Below are 21,682 nucleotides of genomic sequence, written 5' to 3' on the forward strand. Positions count from 1 at the left end.
GGAACGGCCATGACCACAATCAATATCAATGCAGTCAATAAAATCTTCACCACGGGCGGCGCGGACGTCATCGCCCTGAAGGATATCAACCTGGAAATCGCCAGCGGCGAGTTCATCTGCCTGCTGGGACCGTCCGGCTGCGGCAAGTCGACCCTGCTCAACGCCATCGCCGGCTTTTCGCAGCCAACGTCGGGCCAGATCCTGGCCGGCGGCAAGCTGATCACCGAGCCCGGTCCCGACCGCGGCATGGTGTTCCAGGAATACGCGCTGTTCCCCTGGATGACCATCGAGAGCAATATCGCTTTCGGCCTGGAAATCGCCGGCAAGACGCCCGCCGAAATCAAGGAACGGGTCGACATGCTGCTGAGCATGCTGGGCTTGACGGAATTCCGTGCCCGCTACCCGAAAGACTTGTCGGGCGGCATGCGCCAGCGCGTGGCGATTGCCCGCGTGCTGGCCCTCGATTCGCCGATCATGCTGATGGATGAACCGTTCGGCGCGCTGGACGCCTTGACGCGGCGCAACCTGCAAGATGAATTGCTGAAAATCTGGAAAGTCTTCGGCACCACCATCGTCTTCGTCACGCACTCGATCGAGGAATCGATCTACCTGGCCGACCGCACCATCGTCATGACCTACCGTCCCGGCACCATCAAGCGCGACGTGGCCATCGAACTGCCCCGCCCGCGCGACCCGAGCGACCCGGAGTTCAACCGCCTGAAGCGCATGCTGGGCGAGATGGTGATGGAAGAGCAACAGCGCCATCATAACGCCGAGACCATGGCCAGCACCGCTGATTAGTGGTGTCTGACCAAACCTACTGCGCGTCGGTATAGGCGGCCTGCGATGCTCACCGTACCAGAGTACGGTTCCGCTTCTCGGCCACCTCTCCCTTCCGCTCGCTACGGTTTTGTCAGACACTGCAACTTTGCATGTCAGTCGTAAATCAGGATTCACCCATTCGGGTGAATCCCGCCGTACACTACCATTCCTTCTTTGCGGCACACGCAAGCTTAACCCGACACACGGAGCACCATGGCATTCGGCAAATGGCCCCTGAGACCCGCGCTCGGCCCCCTGCTGGCCGTGGGTTCGCTGGTCGTGCTGACGTGGGCGTCGTATGCCTGGGTCAAGCAGCGCCAGCTCGATGAATTGCACCGCACCCTCGATTCGCGCGCGGAACTGTATGCGGCGTCCATCGGCGGCGCCCTCAACAAGTACGAATTCCTGCCCCTGGCCGTGGCCCAGAGCGATGCCGTGGCGCAACTACTGGAACAGCCCAGCGCCGACAGAGTCACGCAGATCAACGCCTACCTGGTCGACATGAACCGCCGCGCGGGCGCCTTTGCCGTCTACGTGCTCGACGACAAGGGCACGACCCTGGCGTCGAGCAACTGGCAAGACCGCAGCTCGTATGTGGGCGTCAACTACGGTTTCCGGCCCTACTTCAAGGATGCGATCGCGGGCGGCATCGGCCGCTTCTACGGCATCGGCGCTTCCACCTTCGAGGCCGGCTATTTCATTTCGCAACCCGTGCAGCGCAACGGGCGCATCATCGGCATCGTCGCCGCCAAGGTCAACCTGGACTGGATCGAGCAATCGTGGCGCACGCCCGGCGCCGGCGAACAGATCTGGGTCAAGGATGCAAATGGCGTGCTGATCCTGGCCACCACGCCCGCCTTCAAGTTCAAGACCCTGGCGCCCCTGTCGCCGGCCGCGAAGAACGATATCAGCGCGCAGCGCCAATTCCTGCAGGAAAACCTGCCCATCTTGCCGCACCGGCTGCGGCGCCAGTTCGCCGATGGCGCCAGCGTGATGACGCTGGAACGTCCGCAGACGGGCGACACGCCCGCCCTGTCCGGCAGCGCCGACTATCTGGCCGTGAACCGCGCGCTGGGCCCGCTGCAATGGCAGATCACCGTGCTGGCCGAGCTCGACCAGGTCGACGAGGCGGCGCGCAACGCGGCCATCGCCGCCGCGCTGGGCTGGGCCTTGCTGTTGCTGGCCCTGATGTATGCGCGCCAGCGCCGGCGCCGCATCGCCGACAAGCTCAATGCGCAACAGACGCTGGCGCGCGCCTATGAACAGCTGGAAATCAAGGTCGAGCAGCGCACGGCCGACCTCGTGCATGCGAATGGCCGCCTGCAGGCGGAAGTGGCCGAGCGCGAGCGGGCCGAACAGACCCTGCGCTATGCCCAGGCGGAATTGGTGCAAAGCGGCAAGCTGGCGGCCATCGGCCAGATGGCGGCCGGCGTCACGCACGAGCTAAACCAGCCGCTGGCCGCCCTGCAGACGTTTTCCGACAATGCCAAGGTATTCCTGGCGCGCGGACGCATCGACGATGCGCTCGACAACCTGTCGACCATTTCCGACCTCGTCAAGCGCCTCGGCTATGTGACGTCGCAATTGAAAGGCTTTGCGCGGCGCAGCGACGATGCCCGCAAACCCGTCAGCGTGCGCCAGGCGTTTGCGCAAACCATGCTGCAAATCCGCACGCGCAAGCATTCGCAGCGCCTGACCCTGCATGAAAGCTGGCTGGAGGACGACATTATCGTGCTGTGCAACGCCATCGGCCTGGAACAGGTGTTTACCAACCTGATCACGAACGCCATGGATGCCGTGCCGGAAAACGAGCCCGTGCAGATCTGGTTCCAGGTGCGCCGCGAAGGCGACCTCGCCGTGCTGCATATCACCGATAATGGCCCGGGCATCCCGCTCGCTTCGCTGGACAAGATCTTCGACCCCTTCTATACCACCAAGGAACACGGGCTGGGCTTGGGATTGTCGATCAGCGCTGGCATACTGCGCGCGGCCGGCAGCGCATTGGCCGTGCGCAACCGCAGCGCGCAGGAAGGGGGCGGCGCGCAATTTACCATCACCCTGAGCTGCGCCCCGGGGGAAAAGAATAAAGAGACTGAGGAAACACCCGATGCACGAGAATAATTTTGAAGGCATGCAAGTGCTGCTGGTGGAAGACGACGCCGTCGTGCGCAAGGGCGCCCGGCAATCGCTGGAGCTGGCGGGCTTGCAAGTGACGGCCGTCGCCACGGCCGAGGAAGCACTGCCCTACCTGGTGCCCGAATTTGCCGGCATTTTATTGAGCGACATCAAGCTGCCCGGCATGGATGGCTTGAAACTGCTCGATATCGCCGTGGCGCAGGATGCCAGCCTGCCCGTCATCCTCGTCACGGGCCACGGCGACGTGTCGATGGCCGTGGGCGCCATGCGCCGTGGCGCCTACGATTTCATCGAAAAACCGTTTTCCGCCGACTTGCTGGTGGAAGTGTGCCGCCGCGCCCTGGATAAACGCCATTTGGTGCTGGAAAACATGAACTTGCGCCGCCAGCTCGAACAGCGGGTCGGAATCGAGGCGCGCATCGTGGGCCGCAGCGCGGCCATGGCCAAGGTGCGCCAGCTGGTGCTGAACCTGGCGCCGAAATCGGCCGACATCATCATCCTCGGCGAAACGGGGACCGGCAAGGAACTCATCGCCCGCTGCCTGCACGATTTCAGCGAGCGGCGCGACCACCCGTTCGTGGCCATCAACTGCGGCGCCCTGCCCGAATCGATCTTCGAGTCGGAACTGTTCGGCCACGAAGAAGGGGCATTCACGGGCGCGCAGCGCCAGCGCATCGGCAAGATCGAGTACGCCAACGGCGGCACTTTGTTTTTAGACGAAATCGAAAGCATGCCGCTGGCCCTGCAAGTCAAGCTGCTGCGCGTGCTGCAGGAACGGCAAGTGGAACGGCTCGGCTCCAACAAATTGATTTCCGTCAATTTCCGCGTCATCGCCGCCGCCAAGGAAGACTTGAATGTGCTGGCCGAACAAGGGAAATTCCGGCCCGACCTGTATTACCGCCTGAACGTGGCCAGCCTGACCTTGCCCGCGCTGCGCAACCGGCGCGAAGATATCCCGCTGCTGTTCGAATTTTTCGTGCTGCAGGCGGCCTTGCGCTACGGCCAGCCGGCCGCCCTCGTCAGCGGCGAACTGATCGCCTCGCTGATGGCGCAGCGCTGGGCCGGCAATGTGCGTGAGCTGCACAATGTGGCCGACCGCTTCGTGCTGGGCCTGCTCGACGACACCCTGAGCCCGGCAGGCTGCCGCGAAGCCTCGCTGGCCGAACAAGTCGACACTTTCGAGATTTCCATCATCGAGGAAGCCTTGCGCCGCCACAATGGCAACGTCATCGATGCGGCCGCCAGCCTGAATATCCCGAAGAAAACCCTGTATGACAAGCTCAAGCGCTTCGATATCTCGACGGAACAGTTCCGTTGATCTGAAGCAAATAGCCGACACGGCCATGAGGCGGCGTCCTACCCGTGCGGGCGGACTCCTGTGTGAGAATGCAGGCTCAACCTCATTTCTCACAGGATACCGCCATGAAAACCGCCGCTCTCTTGCTGGCCGCCACCCTGATGACCGTCGGCGGCGCCTGGGTGCAAGCCCAGTCGACGACGAATGTGAACCAGACGGGCAACCACACCAACAATGCCAGGGATCCGGGCCAGCAATCGGACCAGTCCGACAAGCTCGATAACAAAGGCAAGCCGATCCACGATGCCAAGCCCGGCAAGACGCGCACGGACAAGCGCACGCGGCGCGGCAAGCCCGTGACCACGCCGGACACCCCGGCCGCCAGCGGACCGGCCACCGCGCCGCCAGCGACGCCAGTCGCGCCGGCCCGCTAAGTCTGCCTCCAGCGCTGCGCCACATTGCTCCAAGGCACGTTATCATCGCGCCTTTGCAATATATTCAGGATGACAATGAAAGCAGCATGGTGTGGAATGGCGGCGGCCAGCGTATTCGCGGCCGCGAGCGTACAGGCGGCGCCCACGGTGGGCGAATGCATGGAATTGACGACAGGCATCAAATTCAGCAAGAACAATGGCGACGCGCAAGTCAACGTCGAGGAGATGTTCGAGGGCAAGAAACAAAAGGGTACGCAGCTGATCCTCGACGGCGGCGTGCTGCTGGCCACGTCCTACCAGGACATTCGTGACAGCCAGGTCTTCCTGACGGGCGCCATCCACTACAACGAAGACGGCACCGTGCGCAGCAAGAACGTCTACACGCCGCAGTCCGCCATCCCCGCCAACATGCGCCCGGGCCAGGAAGTGCGCGTGCAGTTCACGGACACGCGAACGGACACCCACTACCCGCTGGCGGGCCTGTCCGACAAGATCACCACCTCCACGCGCACCGATAAACGCGATTTCTCGATCACCTTCCTCGGCTGGGAACGCCTGGAACTGGGCGGCCGCCGCTTCCCCGACGCCTGCAAGTTCGAACTGCGCGACGTCGGCGGCAAGAGCAAGGGTAAAAGCGGTGAATACGTATGGTACGCGCAAGGCTATGGCGCGATCATGACGGACAAGCTGGACAAGGATGGCGACGTGCAGCCCGCGTACCGCATCGCGCTGACGAAGATCATCAGCGCGCCGTAAGGACACCGTCTTTTCCGCAATGCTTGCGGAAACGCAATTAATCCACCATCCCGCCCCTCTACACTGACCTGTCTGGTCAGCCTGGAGCGGCGATGGCGTATCCCAAACTTCCGTATATCAGCGGCAAGAGCACCGCCCTGCTGCACTGCGACCGCACGCAGGAAGCCATCGTGCGCATCCGCCCCGAACTGCCCGGCAACGTCATCGTCATCCATGGCGTCAACGACGTGGGCACGAGTTTCAGTGCCGTGGAAAAGGGGCTGTGCCAGGGACTCGATGCGCGCATGTACGGCGGCGGCCACGTTTTCACCCCAGCCGCCTACCGCCTGCCGCAAGAGGCCGACAAGCGTGAAACCATCGCCGACCCGGACGATGTGTATTTCAAGCGCAAGCCTGATGAGGCGACGTACAGCCCCGTCATTCCGTTTTACTGGGGCTTTCGCGAACGCGGCAACGCCAGCAAAGTGGTCAACGGCCAAAACACTGACCGCTACGGCAACCGCCTGGACAAGGACATGTCGAAGAACGGCGGTCCGTTCGGCAATGCCACCAACACCCTGCCCGACATGTGGAACAAGGGGCTGTTTTCACCCTACGATGTTGGCGGCGACCCCGTGCGTCCGCTGATGACGGCGCCGGGCCGCATGTACATGGTGCTGGCGGCCAAGCGCCTGGCCGCGCTGATCGCCATGATCCGCGACTACGACAGCGACGACGTGGTATCCATCGTCGCGCACAGCCAGGGCTGTCTGATCTCGCTGCTGGCGCAAGCCTTCCTGCTCGATGAGGGCAAGCGCCCCGCCGACACCCTGATCCTCACGCATCCGCCCTACAGCCTGGTGGAAGACACGACGATGTTTTTCGGCGCGGCGGAGGCAAGCCGCATCTTCGGCGGCGGCCGCGATGCTGCGATGGAAAGCCAGTACGACGCCATCGACAACCGCCAGACCCTGCATGCACGCCTGCAAACCCTCGTACAGATCGTGCAGGGCGTGGTGGCAAAAAAGCACGCCACGCCCGCCTTTGCGCACATCAAGGATCACACTATCTGCCATGGCATGGCGGGCGCCGCATGGCGCGCGGAGGCGGACCGCGACAACCGGGGCAAGGTCTACCTGTACTTCTGTCCCGAAGACATGACTGTGGCGCTGGACAATATGCAGGGCATAGGCTGGCAAGGCATACCCGACCACATCGATGGTCATGGCCTGTCCAAAACCAAGGGCAAGACGGCCAAAAGCATCTGGGGTGATGGCCCCACCTACTGGGAAAAGGAATTCCAGCGCCGCCAGCCGCTGACGGAACTGGGCAAGGGGTTTTACCAGCGCGTCTTTTCCAACAAACAACGCCCCGATGCGGCCGGCAAGAACCGCGGGCCGGTGCTGGTGGGCCAGCCGCCGCACGACTTCGCCCTGCGCGTGGAAGGCGAGGATGACCATGCCCACGTGGCGGGCGCCAACCGGGGTCACCGCGCCAGCCATGACGAAGCGCCCTGGCCGCCCGTCAAGCCCAGCAAATGGAATGTCTTTTCCACGGCAGCGAAACGGCGCGAAGGCTTGCGTACGATCAATGGCGAAGCGCTGCGCGTGCCCAAGGCGGCCGTGCTGGACGGCGGCGAGATCCGCCCTGGGCAATTCCCGAAGGATTCCGACCAGGCCAGGCTGCCGCGCGACCAGCAAGGACCGTGCGAGGAAGTCGACCCGATCGACGCGGCCATCGCGGTGACCAGCAAGAAAGGTTTGCGCATCCGCAAGCAGGAAATCATCGCCGATCCGCGGCCGCTCAAGCATCGCATTCCCGAGTACGGCGCCGGCATGTTCGGCGCGGGCGAGCGTGAGCAAGTGGAAAAGGCCCTGAACCTGGGCAAGGAAGCGGGCGACCAATGCAAGCTCGACCGCGTCTCGCGCCAGCCGGGCGGCGGCGACAGGCTGCGCGTGGACCGCGAAGAAACCCCGAACGAGGCGCGCCAGCGCTGGCAGAACGAGGTCAGCCCCAAATCCTTCCACGGCGCCATCATCGGCAACGCGGAAAACCACCGCAACGTGACGGCGTATGACGTGGCCATCGGCAGCGGGAAGGCGAGCAGTGATCCGAGATTTTATGAATATTTGTGCGCCGTTGCCGACTGGCGATTACAAGGCGACATCCGTAATCCAGTGCGACCATCCATCCCCCGATGGAATGACTTCAAGAAAAAATTTGCAATCTACCTGGAGGCAGAACCGGCGCAGCGCCAGCTCATTATCAAAGGCAACGCCGACTATTACAGCTCGGGAGTGTTGCCAGCCTTCCTACCTGCCTTGCAGGCGGGTCTACCATCCACTGTTGTGTGTGAAACAGTCAACGGCAGGCGTACCGAATCGGTCGTCACGCCAGTCGTCCACAAGCCAAGCGACGATATCCCAAAATGAAAAGCTCATTTCCACGCTTGCGATATCCACTCGGTGCAGCCCTCCTCGTGCTGGCACTGCTTGGATCCTTGCTGACCAGTCCATCACCTTTCTTATTGGAGTCCGCAATGCGCAGCAATATATGGAAACATCTGCAATGGCTGTTGCTGATCCCGCCCATTGTGGCGGCCACATTGCTTGGCTCGCGCTGGCTGCATGCGTCCAAGCCCGTGGCCGTCGTAACGCCGCAAGTGCAACTGGCGGCGCCTACCGAACAGGAAAAACGGGAATATGTGCTGGAAGTGATCGGTCTCGGCGTCACCCTGGACAAATACCGGCAGGGCAAGTTGTGGGAAGCCCTGCAGCAGGGAAATGCCTATGCCAGCATCCGTGAACAGGACAAGGAAAAATACGCCTGGAATGCCATGGAGCGAGCGGGAATGGCAGGCGGCCGTGGCGGCGACACGCTGGAAAATGGCGCGAGGGATACTCCCATGTATTTTGGGGTTCCTGTTTTCAATGCTGAACCACCGATCTTTAATTCGCACATGCTGGACAGCCCCGACTCGCCAGCCATAGGCCTGGCCGGTGGCGCCGCGTCATCCGGCCTGCACTGGCATCTGTTCGCCAGTGGTCCACGCCGCCTGAGCGAACATCCGGACCGCATCCTGGAAGACGTGTTCGCCTTTTTCGATACCCATCCCGACGTGCCTTACATCGTGCTCAATTCCGAAGACAGCATGCCAACGCGCAACCTGTACAGCCCGGACAACTCTCCGCCGCTCACACATGACGGCCGCTACATTCCCGAAATGCCCGACGCCTCGGCCCTGTTCGTGCTGGCCCGGCGCGAGCGCATCGATGCCGTGCGGAAGTTTGCGTATGACGATGCGCCGCCCGAGGACAGCGTCGATGACTTGAATACCTACGGCGTGGCGCGGCGCCTGTATCTGGCGTATGACGAATTGAAGCGGGCAGTGCCCCATCCAGACAAAAAAGAAGACCCGAGCGCATTCACCCAGCGCCAGCCCTCAATCGCCGAATGGCTGCCCGTCGCCGCACAATTCGCGCAGCGCCCCGACATCCGTGGCACGGGCAGCTTCAGCATGCTCGACAAGCTCCAGCACAAGACCTATCATCCGCCGAAAGAGTGGCAGCCCACGCCCTGGTTTCCTGTGCCCTTCAACAAGGAACAGTTGGCGCAACTGGACCGCCTGCCGACCTTCGGCTTCATCCACAGGCCCACGTTCGTCAGGATGACGGATGAACACGGCAAGCCGCTCACGCGCCGCGACCAGCGCGAACAGGCCTTGCAGGCGGGCTGGCAGGAGGCCCTGCACAGCTTGCCGGAAGCCGAGCGCCCCGCCGCCCCGGCGCGCCTGGTCGCCGCCACGGGCGGCAATCAGGCACAGTTGATGGCGCTACACAAAACCTTGCTCAAGCATGCGGAAGATGGCGGCACGGAACTCGACAGCGGCAAGCCGCAGCAGTGGATCGATACGGACCAGCGCCTGGGCAACACGGGCGCGGCCACTCTGTTCGTGCAAATGGCCGTCGGCGTGATGGGCAGCTACCGCGACGGCGGCGTCAGCGCCGTGGTGAATCTGCGTAATCCGGAAGAAGCGACCATCGTGCTGGTCAGTCCGCCATCGGACGAAAGACGCCGCACGCAAAAACACCCGCACGGCGGCGATGTATTGCGGCATTACGTCACGCCAGCCATCGACCCGGCGAACTATCCATCGAACTGATTACTTACCCTGTGCGGCAAGCTGCGCCAGCGCATTCCCCCGCACCTGGAACGCCACCTGCGCCACCGTCTTGCCGGCGTCGTCGACGAGCGCCAGCGCGTGCTTGCCCGGCACGGGACGCCAGCTGATGCTCTCCGCCGCGCCGCCCAGGTCCTTGCCGTCGAGCACCCAGCGCAGGGCGTGGCTGCCCTGGGCCTGGAAGAACACGCGCTGCAGGGCGGGCGGGATGTCGGGGTCGATGGCGAGGATGCTGTCGTCGGCCGGATACACGATGGCGGGCGGCTTCACGGTGTCGCCCACGACGGCGATGACGGGGCTTTCCGTACCGGCAATAAACCATTCGCGGCGCGGCGCTTCCAGCGCGGGCTGGTACGCCACCATCTGCTGCAGCACGCCAGGCGGCGCTTTCGGCGCATGGCTGGGCACGTTCTTGTGCAGGTAATCCATCACGTCGCGCCACACGGGCGCGGCGCCCGTCACGCCCGACACGTCCCACATGGGCTTGCCGTCGAAGTTGCCCACCCACACGCCCACCGTGTAGCGCGCCGAGTAGCCCATACACCAGTTGTCGCGCATATCCTTGCTCGTGCCCGTCTTGACGGCGCTCCAGAAATTCGTCCCCAGTTCGTTGCGCAAGCCAAAGGTCATGCTGCGCGCGGCCCGGTCGGCCAGGATGTCGCCCACGATGAAGGCGGCGCCCGCTTCCATGACGCGGCGTTTGTCCTTGCCCGCCTGGCCCGGTTGCAGGCTGGCCGTGCTGTACAGCCCGCCATTTGCCAACGCGCGGTAGGCGTTGGCCAGTTCCAGCAAGGTCACTTCGGATGAGCCCAGCGCCAGCGAAGGGCCGTAGTATTCGGCCGGTTCCGTCAGGCTGGACAGGCCCACGTCCTTCAGACGGTTGTAGAAGCCATCCTGCCCCGTCAGCAGCACCGTGCGCACGGCGGGAATATTGAGCGAACTGGCCAGGCTGGTGCGGGCGCTGACGTAGCCCTTGAAATTGCGGTCATAGTTTTGCGGCGCATACATGCCGGACGCCGTGGCGACGTCGAGCGGCGAGTCGTCCATGACGGACGCGGCCGTCATCAGCCGGCGCTCGATGGCCAGTTCATACAAGAATGGTTTCAAGGTGGAACCAGCCTGGCGCAGGGCCGCCACGCCATCGACGTGGCTGCCGCCCGCATTGCCGACATAGGCGAGAATGTCTCCGCTGCGGTTGTCGAGCACGATGATGGCGCCATCGTTGACATTGCGCTCGCGCAAAGATGCCAGTTGCTGGCGCAGGTTGTCCTGTGCGAAACGCTGCAAGGGACCGTCGAGCGTGCTGGCCACTTGCGCGCCCGGCTGTTTCAACAGTTGCTGCGCCACTTGCGGCGCCGGCGCCAGCTCCGCATACAGGGCGTTGCGCTGCAAGGCCGTCTGCACGCGCTGGCCGATCAGCTGGCAGCTGCTGTCCATGCGCCATTCCTTCGCCAGCGCGCAGGCGCGGCGCGTGACGGTGGCCGGCGGCGCGTTCGGCGCCCGCACGAGGCTGGCCAAAATAATGCCATCCGTCTGGTTCAGGCCCGACGGCGCCTTGCCGAACAGGCTGTACGAGGCGGACGCGATGCCCTGCAATTCGCCGCGGAACGACACGAGGTTCAAATACGCCTCGAAAATCTGCGCCTTGCTCCAGCTATCCTCGATGGCCTGGGCCGCACGCATCTGGTCCCACTTCTGGCGCAGGCTGCGTCCGCCCGAGGATGCCTGCAAGTCCGCGTCCAGCTGGCCCGCCAGCTGCATGGTGATGGTGGAAGCGCCCCGGGGTTTCTTGGAAAACAGATTGTCCCAGGCGGCCGTGGCCAGCGCGGACACATCCACGCCGCCGTGGCGCATGAAGCGCTGGTCTTCCGCCAGCAGCACGGCTTGCTGCACGGCAGGAGAGATGTCGGCCAGCGGCACCCACGGCAAGCGCCGCACCTTCATGTCCACGCGCAAGGATTGCAGGGGCGCGCCGCTGCGGTCCAGCAATTGCGCTTCCGAACTGCGGTAGGCGGCCTGCACCTGAGCCGGGGTCAGGACCACCTCGGCGAGAACCTGGCCGGCCAGCAGGCAGCCCGTGACAAAAATCAAACTCTTCACTGCCCCACCTTCACATTCGCGTTCGGCGACTCGCCAAACATTTCCGGCGAATACATGGCTTCGATGCGCGTGGCGGGCAGGCTGAAATCTCCGGCATTGTTCAGGCGTACCGTGTATTCCACGCTCCAGTTACCCTTCGGCACGAAGGCGTAATAGGCGCGGAAGGCGTCGAAGGCCCGCTCCTCGAACGTGGGCCAGACCCAGCCCGTGGATTTTTCGCCGGCCGTCAGCAGCTGCGAATCGCGGCCCAGGCCATTGCCCAGCACCGTGGCGCTGGCGGGGATCGGGTCGTCGACCACCACCCAGCTCATGTCCGCCTGCGCGGACAGATCCAGGCGCACGCGGTAGACGTCGCCGCGCGACCAGGCGCCCGCTGTCTTCTGTTCCACTGGCGTAATGGTTTTCTTGATCGTGTAGCCGCTGGACACGGGCGCCTTGAGCGGGATGGCGGCCAGGCTTTGCACGGTGGCCCACGGCTTGCCCGTGCCGCTGTGCGCCAGGCCCAGGGTGTCCGTGCCCTTCGGCCACGCTTGCAGCACGGGGCCCACTTTCGCCGCGCCATTCCACACGAGCGCTTGCGTATCGCCGCCCAGCTTGACGGCGCTGGCGCCCGTCACGGGGGTGGATTCGAACTTGGCCGAGAACTTGGCAATCGCCAGGGTGCCCCAGGCGTTGGCCACCGTGGTATCCCAGCGGCCCTTCTTCTGGCGGCCCATGCTGCCGCGCACGAGGCGGCCGATGTCGTCTTTCCAAGCGGGATTGTCCATCACGGCCAGCAACAGCCGGTTGGCGTTGACGTCGCCGGAGACCATCAGCCACCACCAATTATCCTTGCGCTCGGTGGAAAAGCCCATGGTCGTGCCCTGGAAGTTCAGGCGCGAACGCAGGATCTGCTGCGCCTCGGCCAGCAATGCATCGCGGCGCGCCAGGCTTGGCGTGCGTTGCAGCAACAGGCTCCAATCGATGACGGCGGACGTCGGCCACAGGTTCGGGCTGATGCTGATGCTTTCCAGCGCATCGGGCGGCACCTTGCCGGAGCGCGACAGCGCTTCCAGCGCGGCCAACTTGCGCACGGCCAGGTCGGTCGTGGCCAGCGCGGAACGGCGCACGATCTTGCCCTGCACGAAGGCCGTCAAGGCTGCTTCCATGCGGTTTCTCGTCTGTTCCGGAATCACGTAGCCCGCCTCTTTCGTGGCCGACAGCACGTAGGCCGTCAAGCTGTCGCTGCCCTGCTCCATGATGGGGAAGTATTTCAGCATGCCATCACTGTCCAGGTAAGCGGGCAAGCTGGCGGCCAGCTTGTTCCACGCCTCCTGGTCTTGCAGGGCGATGGCTTTCGACGTGTTTTGCTCGAAGCAGGTGTACGGATACGCAGCCATGTACTCGCGCACGCCGGGCAGCTCGCCGCCCAGCTTGGCGACAAAGCTCGTCTGGATGCCGCCCCGGCCCGGCAAGGCGCCGGCCGGCATTTGCACGGACATATTGATGGGCTTATCGATCTGCTGCAAGGTGGCTTGATACGTGCGCACGGGCGTGGCCTGGCCCACCTTTTGCGTGATTTTGAGTTTATCGCTATGGTTGCCCGCCTTCGCGCCTATCTCCCACACAATCTGTTGGGCACCGAGCGGCACCTGGTAATCCCAGCCCACTTCGCGCGCTTCGCCCGCCGCCAACGTCAAACTCTGGCGCGGCAAGGCCTTGCCGGCCGCGCTGGCATTGAGGTCCACGCTCAAGGATGCGGCCGAGGTGTTGCGTACCGTAAAGCCCGCGCGCAACTGGTCGCCCTCGCGCACGAGGGTCGGCAAACCCGACAGCAAGATCAAGTCTTGCGAGCTGCGGATATCCGTGCTGCCCGTGCCAAACAATTCCTTGCCCGCGCTGGCAATCGCAACGATACGGAAGGCCGTCAAGGAATCGTTGAGCGGCACTTGCACCGTCGCCTCGCCCTTGGCGTCGAGCTTGACGGTGCCCTTCCAGAACAGCAGAGTGTCGAACAGTTCGCGGCTGGCGCCCTTGCCGCCGCCACCGCCGGCCGGGAAGGCCTTGCGGCCGAAATGGCGCTTGCCGATCACCTGCATCTGCGCCGTCGCCGTTTCCACCTGCAGGCTGCGCTGCGCCATCATGGTGTCGAGCAATTTCCAGCTATCGTTGGGCATCAATTCCAATAAACCCGTATCGACGGCCGCCAGCGCCACTTCGGCGCCGGCCGGCAGCGGTTTGCCATCGGCGCGGCGCACGCGCACGGACACCTCCGCCTTGTCGCGCGTCTTGTACACTTCCTTGTCGGACACCACCATGACGTTCAGCTCATGCGCCTGCCACCCCACGTTCAGGGGCGCAATGCCCATCTTGTAAGCCGGCTTGCCCAGGTCGACCAAGGCCGTCGGCTGCACGCCATCGACGCGCCCGCGCACGACAAACACGGACACATACACATTCGGCGCGTAGTTCGGTTTGACCGGGATATTCACCACCGGTTCCCGGCCATTGAGCTGGCGCACATAGGTGTCGAGGATGCCTTCACGCTCGACCGTGATCAGGGCCGTGCCTGAACGGAACGGCATGCGTACCTGCAAGCTCGCTTCCTGGCCCGGCTCATAGCGTTTCTTTTCAGGCAAGACGTCGATGCGGTCATTGTCGCTGGCGTTGAACCACCAGTCGCCGCTGCCGGCCACCCAGGTGTCGCGGTTGGCCACGGCCGCGTTGCCGGACGCATCCTGCGTGCGCGCGCGCAGGATCAGATTGCCGCTGGCGGGCGCCTTCACGTCGCAGATCAGCAAACCTTTGCTGTCCGTCTTGCCCGAGCACGCGGGGCCCAGCTTGACGACTTCGCTGCTGTTTTCATACGCATAGAAGCCGCCGATCAGGCGCCGGCGGTGCGAATAGCTGTTGCGCTGGAAGAAATCCACGGCGACGGGGGCATTCGCCACGGGCTTGCCATTGGTGCCCAGCACGGCCACCGTGAACTTGAACGCATCCTTGCTCAGGGCCCAGGCGTCGGGCTTGATGCCGATCACATAGTTGGACGGCCACAGCGGCACCCGCGCAGCCACCGAGGCTGTCTCGCCATTCGCATCCTGGAAAGCCATTTCCGCCACCAGGTCGCGCGGCGTGGACAGCTGCGGCAGCTGGTCGATGACGATGCGTGCGCCGCCCGCCTTGTCCAGGGTCAAGCTTTGCGTGCGCGCAGCCGCCGCGCCCGCGCCGGCCGCGCCATGGCCTTCGTCCTGCCATTCGCCCTCATCGTCGTCATAGCCCGTGCCCTGTTTCACCAGGCCTTCCTTCACGTCGCCATTGCTGAAGCTGTAATCGGGATAGTCGGCAAACGTCACGCTCTTGTCTTGCAGCACCGTGCGCAGCTTGACGGGCGCATTCGTGGCGGCGCCGCCGGCCAGATAGGTGATTTGCGCATCCAGGGTCAGCTGCTTCGCCTGCACGGCAGGGGCCTTCGGTCCCTGCAGCACGGCTTTCATGGTCGGCACGCGGAACGCTTCTACGCGGAAACTGCCGGAAGGACGGCCCGCCATCGTCACGCTGTACTCGCCCTGCTTGGCGTCGGCGGGAATGAGCCAGTCGCTTTCCGCCGTGCCGCCGGCAGACCAGCGCAGGGGCAATTGGTAGTTCTGGTCGCTGCCCTGGTGCGTGATGACGATGGACGTCGCGCTGCCGGGGCCGTTGTTCTTGTCGACCAGGCTCATGCCTTCGCCCGTGTGCTTGCGGATGAAATGCTTCATGTGCACGGTTTCGCCGGCGCGCAGCAAGGTGCGGTCGAATACCGTGGCCAACAGGGTGTTGTCGGCGCGCGTGTCGTCCGTGGGCAAATTGAAGCGCCACGCTTCGATGCCGCCCACCCAGTCCGACAGGGTGAACGTCATGTCGCCGCCGCTGCGCGCACTGATAAAGTAGCGGCCATTGTTCTTGCAGCTGGAATTGGCCAGCTCGCCGGGGATGTGCGCCACGCCGTCCGCGCCCGTGGCGCCTTGCCACAGCAGCTTGCCGGCGCAGTCGCGCACGGCCACTTGCGCTTTCGCAACAGGCGCGCCCTTGTCCAGCGACGTCACCCACACGAGCGACGATTGCGCGCCATGCTTGAAGTGGGCCGCCAGGTTCGTCACCAGCGCGGCCGTGCGGATGTAGGCCGTCGTCGGTTTGCCCAGCAGCACTTTGCCCAGGATGGGGCTGCCCAGCTCGACCACGTAAAAGCCCGGCTTCTGCAGCGGGATGCCGATCACTTCAAAGGTTTTCTTGCCATCGGGGCGCGGCAAGCTGATGGGGCGCGTACCGGCCGCGTTCGCCAGCACGGATTTGCTCATGTTGCCAGCATATTGAGCGTACGGCTGCCAGTACTCTCCCCCGCCGCCATTGCCGGCCAGGCGCTGCATCCACTCGATGATGAACTTGTCGTCATTGTCGGGCACGCGCAAGGTGGCGCCCGTGGCGGCGGCTGGCTGGGCGATTTCCTTGCCAGACAGCACGGGCTCGATATTGCGCACCGTCACGGGCAGCAAGCCGTCGCCCTTCGCTTCGATGATGCCGAACGGGGCCGGGAACTTGAGCAGCGGCGGCTGTTCGCCCGTGCGCACCGTCATGGGGAAGCGCGCGCGGTTGAGCAAGGCGCGGCCCGCGTCATCCGTCAATTTCGGCGGCAGGGCCAGCACGAAGCTGGCTTGCACGGGAAACGGGCCGTTGAAGGTGGCGCCGTACAGGAATTCCGCCTTTTCCTCGTCTTTTGATATCGTCGGCGCATACGTCTTGCCGCCGCCCTTCAGGGTCATGGCGCGCACCTGCGCCGCGCTCACGGGCGCGGAAAACTGCACGCGCATGGGCAGGAAGGGAATGCATTGCTCCTTCGGATTGCTGCGCTCGCAGCTGAACTTGGCCGTGAAATCGGGCCGCGTCTTGAACTGCAGGGTTTGCGCCTTGTCCGTGGCGATGCCGCTGGCGCTGGCAATGCCCTCGCCCCACACGAGCGACACCTTGGCGTTGGCAGGGAAGCTGCGCTTGCATTGCAGCACGGTGACGGGCAGCGGCGGCGCGCCCTTGCTGGCGACGGGCATGCCCACCTTCCACAGCGTGCCCCGCTTCTTGAAGTACACGGTCAGGTAGCGGTCGAGAAAACTCTTGCGCAGGGTCAATACCTGCTCCAATTCCTTGCCTTTGAGCAAGCGCACGGGAATCTTTTCATTGATGCCATCGGCGCGGCAATACGCGTTGGCGGCCACGCTGGCCTCGTTCGGCGCGGCGTCCAGGCCCAGCACGAAGATCTGGTTTTCATCTATATACGGCTGGCCGTCATATGGTACGGCCTCGACGATGGCCGGCCCGCCCGTGGAAAAGCGGTAAGCGCCAGTGCCCTGCAAGGCCTGGCCCGCTACGTCCTTCAACCCCGCTTTCAAGGTGAAGCTGCACGCCACGCCGGCCGGCAAGTCGCGCTCGAAATCGTAGTTCCAGTTGCGCTCGTCGGCCCAGCGTCCCGCGCCCGCCACGACGGCAGGCTCGGCCTTGCCGCAATCGATGGCGAACGGCGCGGGCAAGCCCATGTCGCCGAACGGCACCATCGGCGTGGCGAACTGGGCCCGCACCTGGCGCACGGCCTTGACCGTGCCGCTGGGCGAAAACAGGGACACGCCGCTATCGGCCCAGGCCGGCATGGCCAGACCCGGCAACAGCAGCAGGCCCAGCAGACATAGCGGGCCCAGTTTGCCAGACAGCGGGGAAGAAACAACACGGGGGTGATCAGGCACGGGTGACTCCTTGATGAAAAGTGGCGGAGCTGGCTGCGGCGCGTAAAAGTTGCCTGAAAGAAGCCCGGCAAGGCAACAGAACGCGGCAGGAATACAACATCAATGTAATATTAGTTATCAAGCTCATCATTGTTGCTAATATACAGTGGCACGCTGGTAACAAGTCGTACGATTGCCTCTGGTCGCGGCGCCAGGAAGTGGCCGTGATTGCAAAAGTTTCCCGAGGCGAATTAGTTTTTTTCAACACCGAAGTCTTTGTCGTGAATCTGCAACACCATTGATATACAACAATGCTTTGTGCGCCAACGCACCGACCACTTGAACCTGCAACCGTATTCTCTAGTCCAACAGCAGTGCATTTATCGCAAGAAAGCGCACCTGGAATTGTTGTCTACCTCTAGCAATAGCATGTCTGGCAGTTGTCGCATTGATGCAGTAGAGAAAATCTCTTATCAACGTTGGGAGTTACTTGTGAATAATCTAAAAAAAATCGCCGTCGCCGCCGCAGTACTGTGCTCCGCCCTCGGCGCACAGGCCCAGGAAATCAATCCCTCCTGGTACATTCAACCTAGCATCAACGCACTCAAGCCAGATTCCGACTTCGCCACGGATAAAACCGGCTATGGCGCGGGCTTGCGTTTCGGTAAACCCGTTTCGCCGGACTGGGATATCCAGCTGGGCACCACGTACGCCCGTTCCAAGGATGGCGGTCAGCGCTACCAGCAAAATACGCTGGGCGTAGACGGCCTGTACATGTTCTCGCGCAAAGCCTTCCGTCCCTTCCTGCTGGTCGGTGCCGGCATGCAGCGCGACAAGGACACCAGCTTCGCCTTCGGCGAACGCAGCAAGAGCTCGCCGTACGCCAGCGTGGGCCTGGGTTTCCAGTCCAGCATCACGGATCAGTTGTCCCTCCAGGCTGACGTGCGCAATGTGCACGGCTTCCTGCGCGGCAATACGTTCGACCCGAGCAGCAAGTCCAACAACTACTATGTCACCGTGGGCCTGAACTACGCGTTCGACAAACCGCCTGCACCGCCGCCACCACCGCCACCGCCGCCAGTGCGTGAAGAAGTCGTCGTGGTCGTGCCGCCACCGCCGCCACCACCGCCGCCACGCTTTGAAAAAGTGACGATGGCGGCAACGGAACTGTTCGCGTTCGACAGCGCCAAGCTGGGTCCGACACAGACCAAGCTCGACGAAATCGCCCGCGTGCTGAACGCAGCGCCGGACGTCAACAACGTCGTCATCAGCGGTTATGCCGACCGCATCGGTTCGCCCAAGTACAACCTGAAACTGTCGCAGCAGCGCGCTGATGCAGTCAAGGAATACCTGGTCGCTCACGGTGTCGCCGCCAACCGCCTGACGGCCGAAGGCAAGGGCTCCACCAATCCTGTCGTCACCTGCGACAACAAGAAGCGTGCCGACCTGATCAAGTGCCTGGAACCAAACCGCCGCGTTGAAGTGGAACAGATCACCATCGAACGCCGCGTGCAGTAAGCTCAACAGTGGTACGCCACTCGTGAATAGAAAAAGGGGCTCGCGCCCCTTTTTTGCATTGAAAGCCATCATGAATATTTCCCCCCGCTATCCCAGACTGGCCGGCCTGGCGCCGTTCAGCAAGCAGATGCGCAGCGTCATCGTCTGTTCCGTCACCGAATGGCTGGAACACCGCGCCTCGAGCAAGGGCGCCGCCCTCGCCTATTACACCCTGTTTTCCATCGCCCCTATCCTCGTGCTGGTGATCGCCATCGCCGGCTTTTTCTATGGTCCGGCCGCCGCGCGCGGCGAGCTGATGGGGCAATTGCAGGGCTTGCTGGGCACGCAGGGCGCCGAAGCCATCCAGCTGGTGCTGGCTGGCGCGAAGAATCATGAGCAGGGCCGCATCGCCACCCTCATCGCCAGCGCCCTGCTGCTGTTCGGCGCCACCAGCGTGTTTGCCGAGCTCAAAGCCAGCCTGGATGAAATCTGGCAAGTGCCGCCCTTGAAGGAAGCGGGCGCCTGGGACATGCTGCGCACGCGCTTGCTGTCCTTCGGCCTGGTGCTGGTGCTGGCCTTCCTGCTGATGGTGTCGCTGGTGGTCAATGCGGCCATGGCTATCCTCGCCAATTTCTGGGAAGGCGTGTGGAAAGACACGGCCGTGCTGTTTACCATCCTGTCGAACCTGATCGGCTTTGCCGTCATCGCCAGCCTGTTTGCCGTCATCTATAAAATGCTGCCACGCGTGCGCCTGTCCTGGCGCGACGTGGTGATCGGCGCCGTGGGCACGGCTTTCATGTTTTCCTTGGGGAAATATGCAATTGGCGTGTATATCGGCAATAGCGGCGTGGCCAGCAGCTATGGCGCGGCCGGTTCGCTCGTGGCCCTGCTGCTGTGGGTATATTACTCGGCGCAAATCTTCTTCCTGGGCGCCGAATTCACGCGCCAGTTCGCCCTGCAGCTGGGCAGCATGAAGGATATGCCGAAGACGGACGATGGCGATGTGCAAGTCAAGATATTGAAACGCCACCAATCCTGAGCCGGCTGCGGCAACTCAAAACGGCGCCCGCGGGCGCCATTTTTCTTGAGCTACCGCAAACTATTCGCCCAGCAGCTCGGCCACCACTTCCATGCCCTGCACGCGCTCGGCCACGACCTTCACGATGACGATGATGGGCACGCCCAGCAGCAAGCCCCAGACGCCCCACAGCCAGCCCCAGAACAGCAGGCTGATGAACACGGCCGTGGGATTCATGCGGGCGATGCGCCCCGTCATCCAGGTGGTGACAAAGGTGCCCACCAGGGTGGCGATGGCCATCGACGTGCCCGTCACCAGCAAGACCATTTCCAGCGATTCGAACTGCAAAAAGGCCACCAGGCCCGTGGCGATGGTGATGAGCAAGGGGCCGAAATACGGCATGATGTGCAGCAAGCCGGCCACGATGGCCCAGGCGCCCGCGTTTTCCAGGCCAATCACGCGCAGGGCGATCCACATCAGGACGGCCAGCAAGCCATTCGTGACGAGCAGCATGAACATATAGTTCTGGATCGAGGTATTGATGTCTTCCAGGATGTGCACGGTGACTTTCTTGCGGCTCAGCGACGGCCCCGTCAGCTTGACGAGCTTGCGCTTGAAGGTATCGCCCGACAGCAGCAGGAAAAACACGAGGAAGATGACCATGGTGGCCTGGCTGAGGAAGCCCACCAGGCCCAGCGAGCCGGCCCAGACCCAGTCCATGATCTTGAAGTTGGGCGCCTCGGCCGCGGCAGCGCGGCGGTTGTTGCGGCGCGCTTCGGCGCCGGCGGCCACTTGCTCGATTTCATTGGCCACGGCCTGCATCTTCTGGAAGGTGCTGTTCTTGCCGCCCGTACTGGCGGCGATCAGACGCGACAGTTTATGCGTGGCGGCCGGCAACTCTTCCACGATGGATTCGAATTCGCCCTGCACGCGCTCGACGACGACGATGGAGCCGAACAGGATCAGGGCCGTCACGGCCGTGGCGGCGATGGCGCGCGGCAGGCGCAGCTTTTCCAGCCAGGCGACGACGGGATTGAGGGTGTAGGCAATGAAAATGCCGAAGATGACGGGAATGAGGAATTTCTGTGCCCACTGCAGCGCATAAATGAAGCTGACGGTGGCGATGATGCCCAGCGCCATGCCGCGCGCATTGACATGCAGCGGCAAACGCAGGGATGCGTCCGGATTCTCCACGGGCGCGCCGGGAAGTGGCCCGGCAGGCTCGGTGGAGGCGGCCGCCACCGGCTCGGGCGGGGTATCTGTAGGCTGGATATGCATGCGATTCCCGCGACGGTCGGTGGTGGGCCGCAGGGCCAGCCATGGGGCGGGCCGCTGCGGCAGGTCAGGCCATTACTTGACGCGGATGTCGTTTTTCACCGACTTCACGCCCTTGACGCCACGGGCGACTTCGCCTGCTTTGGCGGCATCCGACGGCTGGGCCACGAAGCCGCTCAGCTGAACCACGCCCTTGAAGGTTTCAACGTTGATTTCCGTCGATTTCAGGGTAGGCTCGTTGAAGATGCTGGCTTTCACCTTGGTGGTGATGGCCGCGTCGTCGATGTACTCGCCCGTGCCTTCCTTGGTTGGGGTCGAAGCGCAGCCTGCAACGGCGAACAGGGAAGCGACGAAAAGGCCAGTAGCGATAGATTTAGTGAATTTCATGGTGGTTTCCTTAGGAGTGGTCAATCAATGTGCTCACAATGAGCTTCTTATACCAGTCTGGTGACTGCGCGCCGGAGG

At 63.4% G+C, this 21,682-nt stretch carries 13 protein-coding genes; 9 read left to right on the forward strand and 4 right to left on the reverse strand.

What is annotated here, in order from left to right:
• The first annotated feature begins 9 nt into the window (after positions 1–9).
• The 7 genes from OX460_RS16010 to OX460_RS16040 all read left to right on the forward strand — a co-directional run bounded on the left by OX460_RS16010 (position 10) and on the right by OX460_RS16040 (position 9,586).
• Positions 10–801, forward strand: a complete 792-nt coding sequence (locus OX460_RS16010; protein ID WP_077401587.1) for an ABC transporter ATP-binding protein — start codon at positions 10–12, stop codon at positions 799–801.
• Between the two features lie 234 nt (positions 802–1,035).
• Positions 1,036–2,943 carry an ATP-binding protein gene (locus OX460_RS16015; RefSeq protein ID WP_289899238.1) on the forward strand — a complete coding sequence of 636 codons (1,908 nt, stop codon included), beginning with the start codon at positions 1,036–1,038 and terminating at the stop codon, positions 2,941–2,943.
• Positions 2,930–4,276 carry a sigma-54 dependent transcriptional regulator gene (locus tag OX460_RS16020; RefSeq protein WP_034758888.1) on the forward strand — a complete coding sequence of 449 codons (1,347 nt, stop codon included), beginning with the start codon at positions 2,930–2,932 and terminating at the stop codon, positions 4,274–4,276. The genes OX460_RS16015 and OX460_RS16020 overlap by 14 nt, the downstream gene beginning before the upstream one ends.
• A 104-nt stretch (positions 4,277–4,380) precedes the next feature.
• Positions 4,381–4,689 (forward strand): hypothetical protein, encoded by a 309-nt coding sequence (locus tag OX460_RS16025; RefSeq protein WP_289899239.1) that lies wholly within the window; start codon positions 4,381–4,383, stop codon positions 4,687–4,689.
• Between the two features lie 159 nt (positions 4,690–4,848).
• Positions 4,849–5,445: a hypothetical protein gene (locus OX460_RS16030; RefSeq protein ID WP_289899240.1), complete on the forward strand. Its 597-nt coding sequence runs from the start codon at positions 4,849–4,851 to the stop codon at positions 5,443–5,445.
• A 92-nt stretch (positions 5,446–5,537) separates the two neighbouring features.
• A complete protein-coding gene (locus OX460_RS16035; protein ID WP_289899241.1) occupies positions 5,538–7,856 on the forward strand; it encodes a DUF3274 domain-containing protein in 2,319 nt (772 codons plus the stop codon).
• A 107-nt stretch (positions 7,857–7,963) separates the two neighbouring features.
• Positions 7,964–9,586, forward strand: coding sequence for a DUF2875 family protein (locus tag OX460_RS16040; RefSeq protein WP_289899242.1), 1,623 nt, complete (start codon positions 7,964–7,966; stop codon positions 9,584–9,586).
• Here OX460_RS16040 and pbpC read toward each other — a convergent pair whose 3' ends face one another.
• Positions 9,587–11,704 (reverse strand): penicillin-binding protein 1C, encoded by a 2,118-nt coding sequence (pbpC, locus tag OX460_RS16045; protein ID WP_354669828.1) that lies wholly within the window; start codon positions 11,702–11,704, stop codon positions 9,587–9,589.
• Positions 11,701–17,448 carry an MG2 domain-containing protein gene (locus tag OX460_RS16050; RefSeq protein ID WP_289899243.1) on the reverse strand — a complete coding sequence of 1,916 codons (5,748 nt, stop codon included), beginning with the start codon at positions 17,446–17,448 and terminating at the stop codon, positions 11,701–11,703. Before OX460_RS16050 ends, pbpC begins: the two co-directional genes overlap by 4 nt.
• A gap of 471 nt (positions 17,449–17,919) precedes the next feature.
• Here OX460_RS16050 and OX460_RS16055 point away from each other — a divergent pair, with 471 nt between their 5' ends.
• Positions 17,920–18,945 carry an OmpA family protein gene (locus tag OX460_RS16055; RefSeq protein ID WP_289899244.1) on the forward strand — a complete coding sequence of 342 codons (1,026 nt, stop codon included), beginning with the start codon at positions 17,920–17,922 and terminating at the stop codon, positions 18,943–18,945.
• Positions 18,946–19,015: 70 nt separating this feature from the next.
• The gene (locus tag OX460_RS16060) at positions 19,016–19,963 is read left to right on the forward strand and encodes a YihY/virulence factor BrkB family protein (protein WP_099664884.1); all 948 of its coding nucleotides are present in this window, start codon (positions 19,016–19,018) and stop codon (positions 19,961–19,963) included.
• 60 nt (positions 19,964–20,023) lie between these two features.
• Here OX460_RS16060 and OX460_RS16065 read toward each other — a convergent pair whose 3' ends face one another.
• A complete protein-coding gene (locus OX460_RS16065) occupies positions 20,024–21,115 on the reverse strand; it encodes an AI-2E family transporter (protein ID WP_034786322.1) in 1,092 nt (363 codons plus the stop codon).
• A 177-nt stretch (positions 21,116–21,292) separates the two neighbouring features.
• Positions 21,293–21,604 carry a BON domain-containing protein gene (locus OX460_RS16070; RefSeq protein WP_046682432.1) on the reverse strand — a complete coding sequence of 104 codons (312 nt, stop codon included), beginning with the start codon at positions 21,602–21,604 and terminating at the stop codon, positions 21,293–21,295.
• Positions 21,605–21,682 lie beyond the last annotated feature (78 nt).

This window comes from Janthinobacterium sp. SUN033, from assembly GCF_030397595.1.
In the GTDB taxonomy this organism is placed as follows: Bacteria; Pseudomonadota; Gammaproteobacteria; order Burkholderiales; family Burkholderiaceae_D; genus Janthinobacterium; species Janthinobacterium kumbetense.

What these genes read in the sequence shown, in the direction of transcription:
- OX460_RS16010 (WP_077401587.1), top strand. Translation starts at nt 10, where the DNA reads ATGACCACAATCAATATCAATGCAGTCAATAAAATCTTCACCACGGGC.
- OX460_RS16015 (WP_289899238.1), top strand. Translation starts at nt 1,036, where the DNA reads ATGGCATTCGGCAAATGGCCCCTGAGACCCGCGCTCGGCCCCCTGCTG.
- OX460_RS16020 (WP_034758888.1), top strand. Translation starts at nt 2,930, where the DNA reads ATGCACGAGAATAATTTTGAAGGCATGCAAGTGCTGCTGGTGGAAGAC.
- OX460_RS16025 (WP_289899239.1), top strand. Translation starts at nt 4,381, where the DNA reads ATGAAAACCGCCGCTCTCTTGCTGGCCGCCACCCTGATGACCGTCGGC.
- OX460_RS16030 (WP_289899240.1), top strand. Translation starts at nt 4,849, where the DNA reads ATGGAATTGACGACAGGCATCAAATTCAGCAAGAACAATGGCGACGCG.
- OX460_RS16035 (WP_289899241.1), top strand. Translation starts at nt 5,538, where the DNA reads ATGGCGTATCCCAAACTTCCGTATATCAGCGGCAAGAGCACCGCCCTG.
- OX460_RS16040 (WP_289899242.1), top strand. Translation starts at nt 7,964, where the DNA reads ATGCGCAGCAATATATGGAAACATCTGCAATGGCTGTTGCTGATCCCG.
- OX460_RS16060 (WP_099664884.1), top strand. Translation starts at nt 19,016, where the DNA reads ATGAATATTTCCCCCCGCTATCCCAGACTGGCCGGCCTGGCGCCGTTC.
- OX460_RS16070 (WP_046682432.1), bottom strand. Translation starts at nt 21,604, where the DNA reads ATGAAATTCACTAAATCTATCGCTACTGGCCTTTTCGTCGCTTCCCTG.